The sequence below is a fragment of the Haemophilus sp. HMSC066D02 genome, from assembly GCF_001810545.1.
Taxonomy (GTDB): domain Bacteria; phylum Pseudomonadota; class Gammaproteobacteria; order Enterobacterales; family Pasteurellaceae; genus Haemophilus_D.
Map to the genome: position 1 here is coordinate 47,460 of NZ_KV801813.1, position 16,462 is coordinate 63,921.

The 16,462-nt window shown below is 40.9% G+C and carries 12 protein-coding genes; 3 read left to right on the top strand and 9 right to left on the bottom strand.

Annotated features, from left to right (window positions below):
- Positions 1-8: 8 nt before the first annotated feature.
- The 6 genes from HMPREF2750_RS06650 to HMPREF2750_RS06675 are packed head-to-tail and all read right to left on the bottom strand — an operon-like array spanning position 9 to position 7,294.
- Complete coding sequence (locus HMPREF2750_RS06650; RefSeq protein ID WP_070583125.1) at positions 9-1,547, bottom strand: hydrogenase 4 subunit F; 1,539 nt, start codon at positions 1,545-1,547, stop codon at positions 9-11.
- Between the two features lie 4 nt (positions 1,548-1,551).
- A complete protein-coding gene (gene hyfE / locus HMPREF2750_RS06655; RefSeq protein ID WP_070583126.1) occupies positions 1,552-2,190 on the bottom strand; it encodes a hydrogenase 4 membrane subunit in 639 nt (212 codons plus the stop codon).
- A 15-nt stretch (positions 2,191-2,205) separates the two neighbouring features.
- Positions 2,206-3,651 carry a hydrogenase 4 subunit D gene (locus HMPREF2750_RS06660; protein ID WP_070583127.1) on the bottom strand — a complete coding sequence of 482 codons (1,446 nt, stop codon included), beginning with the start codon at positions 3,649-3,651 and terminating at the stop codon, positions 2,206-2,208.
- A gap of 11 nt (positions 3,652-3,662) precedes the next feature.
- Positions 3,663-4,625, bottom strand: a complete 963-nt coding sequence (locus HMPREF2750_RS06665) for a respiratory chain complex I subunit 1 family protein (protein WP_070583128.1) — start codon at positions 4,623-4,625, stop codon at positions 3,663-3,665.
- Positions 4,626-4,635: 10 nt separating this feature from the next.
- The gene (gene hyfB, locus HMPREF2750_RS06670) at positions 4,636-6,657 is read right to left on the bottom strand and encodes a hydrogenase 4 subunit B (RefSeq protein WP_070583129.1); all 2,022 of its coding nucleotides are present in this window, start codon (positions 6,655-6,657) and stop codon (positions 4,636-4,638) included.
- A 37-nt stretch (positions 6,658-6,694) separates the two neighbouring features.
- Positions 6,695-7,294, bottom strand: coding sequence for a 4Fe-4S dicluster domain-containing protein (locus HMPREF2750_RS06675; RefSeq protein WP_049357467.1), 600 nt, complete (start codon positions 7,292-7,294; stop codon positions 6,695-6,697).
- A 344-nt stretch (positions 7,295-7,638) separates the two neighbouring features.
- Between HMPREF2750_RS06675 and hybG the strand changes: the two genes are divergently transcribed.
- Together hybG and hypF are read left to right on the top strand one after the other, a co-directional pair.
- Entirely contained in the window at positions 7,639-7,914 is a 276-nt protein-coding gene (gene hybG, locus HMPREF2750_RS06680; RefSeq protein ID WP_005696275.1) for a hydrogenase maturation factor HybG, read from the top strand.
- 13 nt (positions 7,915-7,927) lie between these two features.
- Positions 7,928-10,195 (top strand): carbamoyltransferase HypF, encoded by a 2,268-nt coding sequence (hypF, locus tag HMPREF2750_RS06685; protein WP_070583130.1) that lies wholly within the window; start codon positions 7,928-7,930, stop codon positions 10,193-10,195.
- Positions 10,196-10,273: 78 nt separating this feature from the next.
- Here hypF and HMPREF2750_RS09975 read toward each other — a convergent pair whose 3' ends face one another.
- Together HMPREF2750_RS09975 and aroG are read right to left on the bottom strand one after the other, a co-directional pair.
- Positions 10,274-11,191: a LysO family transporter gene (locus HMPREF2750_RS09975; RefSeq protein ID WP_176747776.1), complete on the bottom strand. Its 918-nt coding sequence runs from the start codon at positions 11,189-11,191 to the stop codon at positions 10,274-10,276.
- Between the two features lie 122 nt (positions 11,192-11,313).
- Entirely contained in the window at positions 11,314-12,405 is a 1,092-nt protein-coding gene (gene aroG / locus HMPREF2750_RS06695) for a 3-deoxy-7-phosphoheptulonate synthase AroG (RefSeq protein WP_070583131.1), read from the bottom strand.
- Positions 12,406-12,816: 411 nt separating this feature from the next.
- Between aroG and HMPREF2750_RS06700 the strand changes: the two genes are divergently transcribed.
- Positions 12,817-14,208 carry a DegQ family serine endoprotease gene (locus tag HMPREF2750_RS06700; protein WP_070583132.1) on the top strand — a complete coding sequence of 464 codons (1,392 nt, stop codon included), beginning with the start codon at positions 12,817-12,819 and terminating at the stop codon, positions 14,206-14,208.
- Positions 14,209-14,245: 37 nt separating this feature from the next.
- On the opposite strand, the gene uvrB is transcribed toward HMPREF2750_RS06700, so the two are convergent.
- Positions 14,246-16,282 carry an excinuclease ABC subunit UvrB gene (gene uvrB / locus HMPREF2750_RS06705; RefSeq protein ID WP_070583133.1) on the bottom strand — a complete coding sequence of 679 codons (2,037 nt, stop codon included), beginning with the start codon at positions 16,280-16,282 and terminating at the stop codon, positions 14,246-14,248.
- Positions 16,283-16,462: the final 180 nt, after the last annotated feature.

Sequence of the window (16,462 nt, forward strand, 5' to 3'; positions counted from 1 at the left end):
CCTGTCGATCATTGCGCTAAACTTTGCCAAGGTAAAACTAACATTTCACCAAAAGACACTTGTTCAGATCCGAGTACAATTCCGACCGCACTTTTTAATAACTGCAAAATTGGTTCGGCAATATGAATACCCATAATAAACATGAATAACAGTAAAATTGCCATCGCCACGAGTGAAACTTTGTTCACATCCCCCACTTCAACATTATTCGGTTGTTTGCCTAATACGGTTTTTAATACCATTAAAGACAATCCCGCTAACACGATAGTGAGTAAAATTAAACAGAACACCATTAACCAAGTTTTACCTGCGTAAATACCGGCAACAGCAATACTGAATTCACTGACGAACACGTTAAATGGTGGGATACCACCTAGTGCTAATGCACCACCGGCAAATAACACCGCCGTCATTGGTGCTACACGCCATAAACCACGTACTTGGTTCATATCACGGGTTTTATATTTTAATAATATGTTACCTGAAGCACAGAATAACAAGGTTTTCGCTAAACTATGGTTGATGGTATGTAATAAACCCGCAAATACACCGATTGGGCCACCTAAACCAAAGGCAAAGCTAATTAACCCCATGTTTTCAATACTGGAATATGCCAATAAACGTTTGATGTCGAATTGGACGATAATAAACAACGCCGCCACTAATACAGAGAGTAAACCAAATACCAACAATAAGGTTTGCGGGTATGTAGAACCAACTGCTTTAGAAACTAAGATGTAATAACGCAATACCACCAACATGGCACAATTCAATAATACAGCTGATAGAATCGCACTCACTGGACTTGGCGCCTCACTGTGTGCATCAGACAACCAAGTATGCATTGGAAATAGACCGCATTTAGTACCAAACCCAACCAAAATAAAGGCAAAAGCAAGATACATGAGCATTGGATTCAAACCAGCTGCCTGTTGATTGATTTCTGTCCAGAAAATAGCTTGGCTTGGATCAGCTAAAAGATTTGTTCCATTAGAGAACGTTAAAATCGTGCCATACAATCCAAACGCCACCCCAACTGAACAGATAATAATGTATTTCCATGCAGCCTCAAGAGAGGTTTTTTGTTTGTATGTGCCGACCAAGAATGCAGAACTTAATGTGGTTGCTTCAATGGCTGCCCACATCAAAATCACATTATTGGTGATCACAGAAATAATCATGGTGAAGAAAAACAAATGCAAAAAGCCGTAATAATTGCAGTATGTTTTAAAATCAAGATGCCCTTCACGATATTCCGTACCAATGTAGCCGATAGAATAAATACCGGCTAATGTTCCGACAATAGCGATGAGACCTAAGAAAATAGCAGATAGACTGTCGATGTAAACCCAGTTATTTAATGCACTGATTTCCCCCTGAGTTAGCACGCCATTAATAATTTGTAAGGCAAATGCTAACATCAAAATCAAACCTGTAACATGAAGTGCGGTACAAATTGTCCGTGCTTTTGTCACGCCACAAGCAAAACTGGCAAGTGATATTGCTAAAGGTGCGATTAATAACGCGATTATCCATTGTTCATACATAGCGTTACCCCTTCAAACTCATAAGTTGTTTTGCATCTAATGAATGGAATGTACGGTAAATTTTGTTTACCAACACCACCATTATGATGACGGCAAAAATAGCATCTGTGGCAATTCCGATTTCCACTAACTCAGGTGCTTTATTTGCCAATAAGGCTAATGTGAGATGAGAACCGTTTTCCATCAAACAATAACCGAATACTTGTTTTACGATATTGCGTTGGCTAACAATGCACACTAAACCTAATAAAAAGTGACTTAATGACACTGATAATGCCGGTTTAAGATGTGCAACCAACGATAAATCGATTGGGACAACTACAAAGTAGCACAATGTGACTATCACTGCTGTGATCGGGATCAACCAAGCGACATTTATTCCAGCCGGAGTTTGACTTTCATCAACTTTTTTCATTGCATAGATTAAAATTGCTGGCACCAAAACCACTTTGGTAATAAATGCGCTAATTGACCACATGTAAAGTTCCTGGGCTTGCATTTCATTAGCAAGATAAACAAACAGTAATACCAATACCAATGATTGCAAACTGTAAAATAATGCAGCTTTTTTGGCGGTTCGAACCATAATTACGCAAAGAGAGGTAATAATGAGTAAGCACGCAAGTCCATTTATCATTAACATAGATTCCTCCTTAACCTAACCAGCCAAACCTAACCAATATGCGGCGATAAAACTGGACACCACGGACATCACCATTAATACAACTAATACGAAACGCATAGAGAATGGTATAGGTTGTGCATTGGCAACCGCTTCTGATGGTTTACCGATGACACATTGTCCGAATTTATACAACAACCATACGAATGTCGCGGTAGATTCAACTAAAGCAAGCACCATTAACCAAGTAATCCAGCCATATTCATGGCCTAATTCAAATCCGGCCGCAAATAATGGATATTTACTGAAGAATCCGTTAAACGGTGGTACCCCGGCAATCGCTAATGCTGCTACACCAAATCCAGCCCCTACCACTGGCATTGTACGCATAATGCCTTGTAGTAATGGCATAGAACGGGTTCCTGTTGCATAACTTAACGAACCAGCGACCAAGAAGAACAAGCTTTTCGCGAAAGCATGGTTGAAAATGTAGCTAATCGCTGCCACAAAGGCCAATTTAGAGCCTAATGCAGCAAGAGAAATCCCAATGAAAATATAAGAAAGTTGGGTAATGGTTGAATACGCCAATAAACGTTTTAAGTCAGTTTGTGGCAAGTACATCAAGAAGCCATAAATTAAGGTAATCATCGCCATAATGATGCCGACTTCGCCCACAATATGTGGAATCTCACCTGCAGACATAACTGAACGAGCAAAAATATACACCCCAACTTTAACCATTGATGCGGCGTGCAAATACGCACTCACCGGTGTTGGTGCTTCCATCGCATTCGGTAACCAAATTTGCATTGGTAATTGTGCTGATTTACCCCACGCTGCAAACATCACACCGAATAATACGATGGTTTTCGCACTCGGATCTAAATGTTCTAACGCTGTGATAGAGAAAGTACCTGATTGGCTGAACAAATAGGCTGCAGCAATATATAATCCGATTGCACCAACGTGGGTAATAATCAAGGCTTTCATTGCAGCTGCTTGGGCTTTTGGTGTTTGATAATAACTAATCAATGCCCAAGAACATCCCCCGGTAATTTCGAAGAACAATAATTGTCCTGCTAAAGTTGAGGAATACACCAAGCCCGCCATGGCACCGATAAAAATGAGCAAGAAGGCATAAAAACGAGGCAATCCGTTATGCGGATGCTCACGGTTTTTATCGGTTAAGTAACCACAAGAATATAAGCAGATTAAGAAACCTAAGGCCACAACAGCAAAAGCAATTAATGTACTGACTGCATCAAGCGTTACACCAAAGATCGCGGTTTTATCAAAAGCGACAATGTCATAAGTGACGCTTTGATGGCCATCAGCAAACCATTGCCCAGCAACTAACATGGTTCCTAACGTAGCAAGCGCTGCAAATACAGTGGCAATTTGAGCAAAGTGTTTTTTGTTCAAACCGACAATAAACGCCCCTACAAAAGGTAAAATGATTGTAATCAGAGCTAAACGTTCCATATTTGTCCTCCTTACAACCCTGTGAAGTAAAATACAAACGCCAACACAGAAATGCCGAAGCCGACCACGGTTAAACGTCCTGTTAACATAAAGCGGGTACGAGAAAGTGTGTTTTCAAAGACACAAGCCAATACGAACACCACGAATAATTTCACGAAGAATAAAATACCACCTAAAATGACCGCACTTAAGCTCATCTCTGTCGGGATACCGAAAGGAAGCAACACGCTCACAAAGATAGATGCCACAACCATAGATTTTAAACTTAAGCCGATTTTTAATAAGGCGAGTGCTGGACCAGAATATTCAGTCAATGGACCTTCTTGTAATTCTTGTTCTGCTTCTGCCAAATCAAATGGAATTTTACCCATTTCAATAAATACGGCGAAGAATGCTGCAGCGATAGCAATCACTGTCGCAATTGGATATTGCCAAGTGTTATCGAAAAGTGCATTACCGATAACCGCAAAATTGGTTGAACCAGCAATTAACGCAATGACAAGGAATGCCAACATGAGAATTGGCTCTACCAAGACACCTAATGTGACTTCACGACTTGCCCCTAAACTTGAGAATGTGCTGTTTGAATCCAAACCCGCAATTGAAAAGAAGAAACGGAACAAGGCGAATAAGTAAATCACGGTGATTAAATCACTGCCTGCGCCAAACGGTGCAACACGAGTAAATAAAGGTAAGCTCATGGCAACTACCATCACAGTGCTAATTAGCACATAAGGCATCACTTTAGAAACCCAACCCGCATTGTCAGGCCAAATATTTTGACGTTTCATTAATTTCGCAATGTCGCGATAATCTTGTAACACGCCTGGACCGCGACGAGATTGAATGCGAGCACGGATCATACGTGAAATACCGGAAAATAACGGTGCAAGAGCAAGTAAAATCAAGGCTTGCACAATGGCAAAAACAAACATTCCGGCAGATGTTGCAATTTCTGAAGGTAACGTAATCATCTTCAACCTCCTACATCAACGCAATGGAAAGTAGTATTGCCACCAAGGCAATCACGAAGTACACGCAGTACAAACGGAAGTCACCTTGTTGCAACCATTGAATTTTAGTTCCTAACCAAGGAATAAAACGAGCGATCGGCATGGTCACTTTTTCTTCCCAGAAAGGTTCTGTTTTTGTTGCGCCTTTAATTACTGCTTGGATACCTTTATCACCTAAAGGTGCAGGATCCAACACTTCGCGCAAGGTATAAAGCGATTTGAAAATTGTACGTAATGGACGAGTAAAACTACCCGCAGAAGCCGCCATATCTTGTTCATAAGCATAACCACAAGCCCATGGATTGCCTTTTGCACGATCGGATAAACGTTGATTTTTGGTGAACGCATAAAAACTAAATGGCAAGAAGAAAAATGCCAATAACATGATAGTCACCATCGGTGTTGAAAGTGCTGTATGCGGTTCAGCTTGTGCAACCACTACTCCATTTTGAGCCAACATGAGTGGTTCGCTATGAGCAAGTGCGGTCGAAATTTTTGCTATTATTGGGGTTACCACTGATGCGCCCACACCTAACAACACACAACATAACGCCAACACAGCCATCGCAATGACCATTGGTTTTGGCACTTCACGTGCATTAGCTGCTTTTTCACTACGTGGTGCACCACCAAAGCTGATACCGTATACTTTCACGAAACAAAGTGCTGCTAACGCACCCGTCAATGCCAACATAATGATGGCGATAGGACCAGCAAGTTTTAAGACGAAATCATCACTTTGGCTTAAGGTGAATAAGGATTGATAAGTAAACCATTCACTGACAAAACCATTAAACGGTGGCAATGCAGAAATCGCCATGGTACCGATTAAGAAACAGAATGCAGTGTAAGGCATAAGTTTGCCTAAGCCGCCCATTAAGTCCATGTCTTTAGTATGCAAGCGATACATTACTGAACCTGCACCTAAGAATAACAAGCCTTTGAACACGGCATGGTTAAGTAAGTGGTATAACCCACCAAGTAAGCCTACGGTAGCCAATACAGGATGATGTGTCGCGATACCAATCATACCAACGCCCACACCCATCATAATGATACCGATATTTTCTACCGTGTGATAAGCCAAGAGTTTTTTGATGTCATGTTCTGCCAAGGCATAAAGTACGCCAAGTACGGAGGATACCGCACCGAAACCGAGTACGATAACGCCATACCAAACATTGGTAGAACCGAGAAGATCGACACCGACTTTGATGATCCCAAAGATACCGATTTTTACCATCACACCAGACATCATCGCTGATGCATGAGAAGGTGCAGCCGGGTGAGCTTTCGGTAACCAGCTGTGTAATGGAATCATCCCTGCTTTGGCGCCAAAACCTAAAAATGCCAAAATAAAGGCAGTAAAGGCAAGCGGTGCCGGCAAAGTGGTTTGACGGAATGCGCTAAATTCAAAACTACCGGCATAGCAGTAGAAAATGAAGAAGGCGATCATAATTAATACCGAACCGGCATGCGCAATAAAGAAATAAAGTAAGCCTGCATTTACGGCGTTGTCATCTTGTTCGGTAAGGACTAAGAAATAAGATGCCAATGACATCATTTCAAAGAAGACAAGAAAGTAGAACGCATTATCGCTGGTCACTAACGCCACCATGGAAGCGATAAATAAATTCATAAATAAGCCCATGGAACCTGCGCCTTTACCTTTGTATTCTTTTACATAAGAGAAAGAATAAAGTGCGGTCACAATAACTAGTAAAGAAATGACACACACCATAAACGCTGCCAATCCGTCAATACGGATGGAGAACGAGGCAAATTCAAATGGGGTTTTGAAAACATCAACGACTGTGTCGCTGCTGATCAGAACGGGGATGCAGGCAACAATACCTAACACTCCAGCAAGTACACCGGTCACGCCGGATATATTGATTGAAAGTTGTTCGTTTCGTCTCACTGCGAGCGAAATAAACGCACCTACGACATAAATCAACAGGGTCGTGATGAGTAAATTGATAGGTAAACTCATAATATCACTCCATTGATTACAAGTTAAAACACACTAATTATCTTGGGATCGCAGGCGAAGAAACCATTGCCATTTCACGTTTTCTTTCGTTAGCCTGCTTGATACTCTCATCACTAATAATAAATAAGGTTTTGGTCGGACAGGTTTGTACACAAGCCGGACCATCTTCACGGAAATAGCAAAGATCGCATTTCACCGCAATGGCTTTCACACCTGGTTGCCATGCCAGCATATTGTGTAAATCTGTATTATCTGGTGCTGTGCGAATATCTCGTTTTACCGCATCTGTAAAGGAGAACCCTTCGTAATAAGTAGGTGCGTCAATCGGTGCAGAACCATGTTGGGTAATTGCACCGAATGGGCAAGCAATACCACAAAGTTTACAACCGATACAGAGACTTTCGTTAAGTTGAATAGTGTCATCAATATGTGTAATCGCATGTACAGGACACACGGTAGCACATGGTGAATCATCACAATGACGACAGAGAATTGGCACGGTTACATCATCATTACGCATGACTTGTAAACGTGGAAAAGATTGTAATCCGAAAGCTTTATGCACTTCACTACAAGCGGCCATACAGGTGTTGCATCCAATGCAATCCTTCGGATCACCGATTACAAAACGATTCATACATTCCCCTCCTTGTATGTAAATAACGTTTCTACAATAACCACTCTAGAAGTAAGGATACTCCTGTCGAAAAGTAAAGCTCAAGAAGTAATTCGAAAATTTGTGATTAAGATCAAAAGATTTCCATTGTTTTTCTATTACTGTGATGTCCCTGTTAAATAACGGTGAAACATAATAATTTTATGTTAAAAATGTGAACAGATTTTCAACAAATGGACATCACCCTATTTGAAATATCGCTATACAAATTTAAATGCTTACGTGATAAAATTTCCTTTTCGCAGTATGTTTATTGCCTCACAATAAACAATTCATCTCATAAACATTCTAACTAAGGACAGATTATGTGTTTAGGTATTCCGGGACAGATCATTCAAGTAGCTGACAGCGCATTACAGCTTGCTGTAGTCGATGTCTGCGGAGTAAAAAGAGAAGTTAATATTTCATTAATTTGTCAGGATGACCCAAAACCGCTGGTTGGCAAATGGGTTCTCGTACATGTGGGTTTTGCCATGACGATTATTGATGAAGAAGAAGCAAAACAGACTCAAGAAGCCTTAATTGCCATGAGCCAGCTGGAACACGAAGTCGGCGATTTTCTTGGCCTCAATCAAAAATAAACAGGATTGCGTTATGCAAGGGATCGAATTACGCATAAAAGGAAAAGTTCAGGGCGTGGGATTTCGCCCTTTTGTCTGGCTTCTGGCAAATCAATATGGATTAAATGGAGATGTCAATAATGATGGACAAGGCGTGTTAATTCGTTTTGTCTCTCCACCATCCGACTCTCTTGAACAATTTTTATCCGATCTACAAAATAAGCTTCCACCACTGGCTCAAATTACGGATATTACTCAGCGCGCCATTGATTGGCCAGAAGCAACTGAAATAACAGGTTTTACTATCCGGGAAAGCGAAAACAATCAAATGGATACGCAAATTATTCCCGATGCAGCAACCTGTCCACATTGTTTAGCTGACTTATTCGATCCCAACAATCGACGTTATCACTACCCTTTTACCAATTGTACCCATTGTGGCCCGCGTTTTACCATCATCAAGGCAATTCCTTACGACCGAAAAAACACAGCCATGTCTGTTTTTCCGCTTTGTCCACAATGTGAAAAAGAATATAAAGATCCCGCTGATCGTCGTTTTCATGCTCAACCCAATGCTTGTTCGGTCTGCGGCCCGCATATCTGGTTACAAGATCGAGAACAAACGCTTGCTACTCATGAAACTGCGCTAAAACAGACCGCACTTTTATTGCAACAAGGTTACATCGTCGCGGTTAAAGGCTTAGGCGGTTTTCATCTGGCCTGTGATGCGAATAATCAAAAGACGGTTAATTTATTACGTCAACGGAAGCATCGTCCCACAAAACCATTAGCTATTATGGTGCCTGACCTGCAGTTTTTACAAGATTTAAGCGCCCAAGAAACAGAATTGCTAACCAGTAGTGCAGCGCCAATTGTACTGCTAGCAAAACATAAAGTACCACATATTGCCGATAACATCGCACCAAACCTACAGGAAATAGGAGTGATGCTACCGAGCAATCCACTACAACATTTATTGCTACGAGCAGTCAATCGTCCACTCGTGATGACCTCTGCGAATGCCAGTGGGCAACCTCCAGTACTAAAAAATGAACATGCAGTGGAACAATTAGCTGATTTAGCGGATTTTTACCTTTGTCATAATCGCGATATTCTACAACGCGCCGATGATAGCCTTGTTCGTGTTGCCTTCGATGGATTAGAAACACTACGTCGTGCTCGAGGCTATGTGCCCGATGAAATACCACTTGAAACACAAAGCACAAAAAATGTGTTGGCGTTGGGTTCTGATCTGAAAAATACCTTCTGCTTACTACGTCACAATAAAGCCGTACTGAGCCAACATATTGGTGATACTGCAAATGAGCAAGTGCGGTCACAATTAAGTGAAAACCTTGCATTATTTCAGCAGATTTACCAATTTAAACCAGACATTATCGCGGTGGATGCTCACCCTGGCTATTTTTCATCTTCTATCGGGAAAAAACTTGCCGAACAGCAACAAATCCCCCCCATCGAAGTACTTCATCATCATGCTCATATTGTCAGCGTAATGGCCGAACATCATTGTAATGAACCTGTAATTGGTCTTGCACTAGACGGTATCGGCATGGGGGAAAATGGACAACTTTGGGGAGGCGAATGCCTACTCGTTGACTATCAACATAGTCAATATTTAGGTGGTCTGCCGGCTGTTGCTCTACCAGGTGGCGATCTTGCAGCTAAACAACCTTGGCGAAACTGGTTGGCTCACCTGCATCAATTTGTACCACAATGGCAAGAAATTCTCACCAAAACCTGTACCGAACCGAATTGGCAAATATTAGTCAACGCCATTGAACGTGGACTCAATTGCCCACCTATATCATCTGCCGGTCGTTTATTTGATGCCGTAGCTTATGCTCTCGGTATTGCACCAACCATTGTTTCTTGGGAGGGCGAAGCTGCCTGTCATTTAGAAGCACTGGCAAATACCTCATCTTTGGCAACACAAGCACAAAGTGCGGTCAATATTCCAGTAAAAATGCCACTTATCGGCAATAAACTGGATTTAGCTTATTTCTGGCAAAGTTGGTTGAATTACCAGGCGCCTCTTGCAGATAAAGCCTTCGCCTTTCACTATGCTCTCGCCCAAGGTTTTGCTGAACTTGCTGCGAACCAAGCACGAAAATACCAATGCCGTACCATCGTATTATCTGGCGGTGTGATGCATAACCAACTGCTACGTCGCTTATTAAAAGAAAATTTGAGCGAATTCCATGTACTAAGTGCGCATAAACTACCGATGGGTGATGGCGGACTCAGTCTAGGTCAGGCGGTTATTGCTATGCATAAAAACTGATAATCCCTAATATTAAATATAAGAAAAAGAGTTAATCGAAAAGTAACGATTAACTCTTTTGTTTTTTGTATTTCTTTTTTATAGCGGAATACTGGAAAAGAAAACCAATAGTAACGGCGGCAGAATATTCGTGACAAACCCGAATGAAATCGCAATTGGCGTGACTTCAATACCTCCCGCTTTTTGAATAATTGGCAAGGTGCAATCTATTGCAGTCGCCCCCGTAATCCCAATTGCAGTCGAACGGAAATGACGCATAAATAATGGGATCACAAATAAGCTGACAATTTCACGGGATAAATCATTAAAAAAGGCAATACTGCCCTGCACTGGCCCCCATGCATTGGTCAATACCACACTGGATAACGAATACCACCCCATTCCAGAGGCAAATGCAAGCCCTTGCGTAATTGGCATCGCTAAAACGAAAGCAGCAATGATACCGCCTAGTAATGAAGTAAAAGTAAACACCATCCCCGTTTGGAAACCTCGTTTATTGAACAGAGCTTCTTTCAAGGAAATGCCGTTATTTCTTAACTGAATCCCCACAAAGAAAATCAGTACGATCAATACATACAGATTAATTCCAGTAGGCAACATGAGATAGGATTTGAATAAGAAACCACAAAGGGTGCCGATCACCACCGTGCCGGAAAGTTTGAGCGAGTCAATTAAGGAGTGCCAGCGAGAATCAATTTTACCTTGTGATTTAAGTGGCTCAGCGGGGTTAAAGCGGTCATAAAGCATCAAACCAATCATATTGGATCCCAAAATGATCGCAGATAGTGTCACCGCAGTAGTGCCAATAATCGGCAGTTTATGCTCTAAATCATCTAACTGGCCGAGTAAATAACCCATTAAGAAAAGAATAATGTAAAGCAAAAACATCACGATATGATTTATTTTTGCAATATAGGATTTATTATTGACCTTTAATAAATAACCTAACACCATTGGTATTAAGACAATTAATAAGCCATTTATCATATCCTGCATCATACTGCCCCTTTTCTTATTCCATTGAAGCTAGCATACCCCTTTTCGTCCTCTTTTTCAAAGCGCATAAAAAAAGTGCGGTCAAATCAACCGCACTTTTAATCATCTAAAAATTAAACTGATTAGCCATTTACTTGGCGACGTGCTACGACTGCATCGGATAACTGTTTTAACACGATTTCTGTATCTTCCCAACCGATGCAAGCATCAGTGATACTTTGTCCGTAAGTCTGAGCTTTACCATCGACTAAGTCTTGACGACCTTCAACGATATGACTTTCTACCATGACACCAAAGATCTGCTTTGAACCACCTGCAATTTGCTGGCAAACATCCTCACAAACTTCCATTTGTTTTTTGAATTGTTTGCTACTATTTGCATGGCTAAAATCAACCATGACATGTGGAATACGACCTGATTTTTCGATCTCTGCACAAACTTTTGCAATGTCTTCTGCTTTATAGTTAGGACCTTTATCCCCACCACGTAAAATGATGTGGCAGTCTTCATTTCCTTTTGTTGAAACAATGGCAGAATGGCCAAATTTTGTCACAGACAAGAAGTAATGCGAAGCTTCTGCCGCACCCATTGCATCTAAGGCGACTTTCACGCCACCATTTGTGCCATTTTTAAAGCCTACCGCACAAGATAAGCCTGACGCTAATTCCCGGTGTACTTGAGATTCAGTTGTTCTCGCACCAATTGCACCCCAGCTCATGAAATCAGCCACATATTGTGGTGTGATCATATCTAAGAACTCACCTGCTGACGGGACGCCTAAATTATTGATGTCAGATAATAATTTACGTGCAATACGTAAACCATCATTTAAACGATAGGTATCATTTAAATAAGGATCGTTAATTAAGCCTTTCCAACCTACTGTTGTACGCGGTTTTTCAAAGTAAACACGCATCACCACTTCAAGTGTATCTTTATATTCATCACGTAATACTTTTAAACGTTTCGCGTAATCTAATGCCGCTTTAGGATCATGAATAGAACAAGGACCAATTATCACAAGTAAACGATCATCTTTTCCATGAATAATATTGTGTGCATGCAAGCGGGTTTCATGAACTAAATCAGCCGCTTCTTGACTTGCTGGAAATTTTTCTAATAAGGCAATGGGAGGTAATACCTGATCGACTTTTTCAATTCGGGTATCATCATTTGCAACTTTTACTTCGATTTCTTCTTTCTTCGTCGCCATATGTCACTCTCTAAATCTTAAATGTTGTGCTTAAATCTAATGGCGTTACTCTACACCTATTTTTTGTACTAGTAAACTAGTTCATTAAATTCATACACAATTATTATGTGATTGCGTAAAATTTATACTGCTTAAGCAGTGAAACAGGGCGTTATTAAACTATATTTCAGCCTTAGCTGGCAAGGTTTTTGACGTAAAAATAGGTTGTACCAGCACTATTTAAACAGAATGATTCTTTTATCTTTCAAATTGAAAATAGGTTTAGATAAATGCGGGCAAAAGAACAATTTCAATTCCGACCGCACTTTTTAAAAATATTTTTTCAATGCCCTTGTTTTTAGTGAACATCCCCCTCATTTTATTGTCTGACTGAACACTTATTCAGTCATTTATTTTTACTTGGAGAACTCTATGAAGAAAAGAAATTTTGTATTAACCGGTATAGCATTAGGTTTAAGCGTGTTTGCAACCTCTTTATCCGTTCAAGCGGCTATTCCAAATGAAATCGTAGAACAAGGCAGCCTTGCACCCATGTTAGAAAAAGCGCAAGCAGCTGTTGTGACTCTTTCTGTTGAAGGCAAAGCAAAAGCAAACAGCCGTTCAGCATTACCTGATGATATTCCGGAAGAATTTAAATTTTTCTTTGGTGATCAATTTGGCGAACAATTCGGCGGAGATCGCGGCGCATCACGCAACTTCCGTGGTTTAGGTTCTGGTGTGATCATCAATGCAGATAAAGGCTATATTTTAACCAATAATCACGTGGTAGATGGTGCGGATAAAATTACCGTAAAACTACAAGATGGACGTGAATTCAAAGCAAAACTTGTTGGAAAAGACGAACAATCTGATATCGCTTTAGTACAAATCGAAAAACCAACAAACCTCACCGCAATCAAAATGGCTGATTCCGATAAATTACGTGTAGGTGATTTTACCGTTGCTATCGGTAACCCATTTGGTTTAGGTCAAACCGTAACCTCTGGTATTGTTTCAGCACTTGGTCGTTCTACTGGTTCAGATAGCGGTGCGTATGAAAACTATATTCAAACCGATGCTGCGGTAAACCGTGGTAACTCTGGTGGTGCATTATTGAATTTACAAGGTGAATTAATTGGTATCAATACCGCGATTATTTCTCCAAGTGGCGGTAACGCCGGGATTGCCTTTGCAATTCCAAGCAACCAAGCCAACAATCTCGTTCAACAAATCTTAGAATTTGGTGAGGTACGTCGTGGTTTACTCGGTATTAAAGGTGGCGAATTAAATGCAGATTTAGCGAAAGCCTTTAATGTCAGTGCGCAACAAGGTGCTTTTGTGAGTGAAGTCATTCCAAATTCTGCTGCCGAAAAAGCTGGCTTGAAAGCGGGTGATGTAATTACCGCAATGAATGGTCAAAAAATCTCAAGTTTCGCCGAAATGCGTGCAAAAATCGCGACCTCTGGTGCGGGTAAAGAAATTGAACTCACTTACTTACGTGATGGCAAAACTGACAACGTAAAAGTGACTTTACAAGCAGATGATGGTTCTCAAACTGCAAGCAAAACCGAGCTTCCTGCATTAGACGGTGCAACCTTAAACAACTATGATGCAAAAGGCATTAAAGGTGTGGAAATTAGCAAAGTACAGCCAAATTCAATGGCTGCACAACGCGGTTTAAAATCGGGTGATATCATCATCGGTATCAACCGCCAGCCAATTGAAAGTACGCAAGACTTACGCAAAGCGCTAGATGAAAAACCATCTGCCGTTGCACTCAATATCTTACGTGGCAAAAACAACTTCTACTTATTAGTACAATAAAATAAAAAAGAGCGGTCAATTTGATCGCTCTTTTCCTTTATTCCGATATCATAAACTGCTCTCTCAATTGATGAAGTTGATCGCGTACTGCAGCGGCTTTTTCAAATTCGAGATCTTGAGCAAATTTATACATTTGTTGTTCCAATTTCTTAATTTGTTGTTGGTATTCTTTGGCTGATTTAGGTGTATTGTAAAGTGCGGTCGGTTCAGCTGCCGTTTTTCCACGCTGTTTCGATTTTGCTTTTTGATTTGCACCTTGACCAATATCTAATAATTCGCCGACTTTCTTATTCAATGCCTGTGGAACAATACCATGCTCTTCATTGTATTTCATTTGTTTTTCACGACGGCGATTCGTTTCGGTAATGGCTTTTTCCATAGATTTAGTAATACTATCAGCATACAAAATAGCTTTACCATTTAAGTTTCGAGCAGCACGACCGATGGTTTGGATTAAAGATCGTTCAGAACGTAAGAAACCTTCTTTATCCGCATCTAAAATCGCAACAAGAGAAACCTCTGGAATATCCAGCCCCTCACGTAATAAGTTGATGCCGACCAACACATCGAATTCACCTAAACGTAAATCACGAATAATCTCTACACGCTCAACCGTATCAATATCTGAATGCAAATAACGCACACGAATGCCGTGTTCGTCTAAGTAATCCGTTAAATCTTCCGCCATTTTCTTCGTTAGCGTCGTCACTAAAACACGCTCATTTTTGTCTGCTCTTTGGCGTGCTTCTGACAGTAAATCATCTACTTGAATGGATACTGGACGAATTTCAATTTGCGGATCAAGTAAGCCTGTTGGACGTACCACCTGATCGACAATTTCACTGCCCGATTTTTCCAACTCATAAGGCCCTGGTGTCGCAGAAACGTAAATGGTCTGCGGCGCTAAACGCTCAAACTCTTCAAAGCGTAATGGACGGTTATCCAATGCAGAAGGCAAACGGAAACCATATTCCACCAAGGTTTCTTTACGAGAACGGTCACCACGATACATCCCGCCAATTTGCGGCACGGTCACGTGTGATTCATCAATAATCAAAATCGCATCAGACGGCATATAATCAAATAATGTCGGAGGCGGCTCCCCCTCATTTCTGCCAGAAAGATAGCGTGAATAGTTTTCGATTCCTGAGCAATAGCCAAGCTCATTCATCATCTCAATGTCAAATTGCGTACGTTGGGTTATGCGCTGTTCTTCCAGCAATTTATGTTCCTTGATGAAATATTCACGGCGTTGCACAAGTTCCGCTTTGATTTTTTCAATAGCATCTAAAATACGCTCTCTTGGCGTCACATAGTGGGTTTTCGGATACACCGTAAAACGCGGAACAGCACCAAAACTTGTGCCAGTTAAAGGATCAAATAAGCTTAGGCGTTCAATTTCATCATCAAATAATTCAATTCGTACCGCTCGATCGTCAGATTCTGCAGGAAAAATATCAATCACCTCACCGCGCACCCGGAATGTACCGCGCTGAAAGGCTTGATCATTTCTTGTGTATTGTAATTCCGCCAACTTCGCTAAAATCTGACGTTGATCGATAATGGCCCCTTGCTGTAAATGCAACATCATCTGCAAATAGCTATCTGGATCACCCAAACCATAAATCGCGGATACAGACGCCACTACAATAGTATCTCGACGCTCTAAGAACGACTTCGTAGCCGAAAGACGCATCTGTTCAATCTGATCATTAATAGAAGCATCTTTCTCGATAAAGGTATCACTACTCGGTACATAAGCTTCCGGCTGATAATAATCATAGTATGAAACGAAATATTCCACTGCGTTTTCAGGAAAGAACGCTTTCATTTCCGCATAAAGCTGAGCGGCAAGGGTTTTATTTGGGGCAAGTAACATCGCCGGGCGGTTTAATGTCGCTATGACATTTGCAATAGTAAATGTTTTGCCTGACCCCGTTACCCCTAGAAGGGTTTGATGGGCCAAACCATCCTCTAAATTTTCGACTAATTTTTCGATTGCTTGGGGTTGATCACCGGAAGGTTTAAAATCAGAATGAAGGATAAAAGGCTTAGTATTAATTTTCTCTGCCATAAGTGTGGTCAATTTTTTAGGTATTTTAAAAATGGAGCTATTTTAGCACATTTATTGCTCCAAATTGAGCGATAAAAATCCAAGTTTTACACATACTTAGGCGTGTCAAGTCTTAAACACTTCAAAATTGAAAAATATTTTATTTTTTTTGCTGGACTTTATGTAACATATTGATATTTA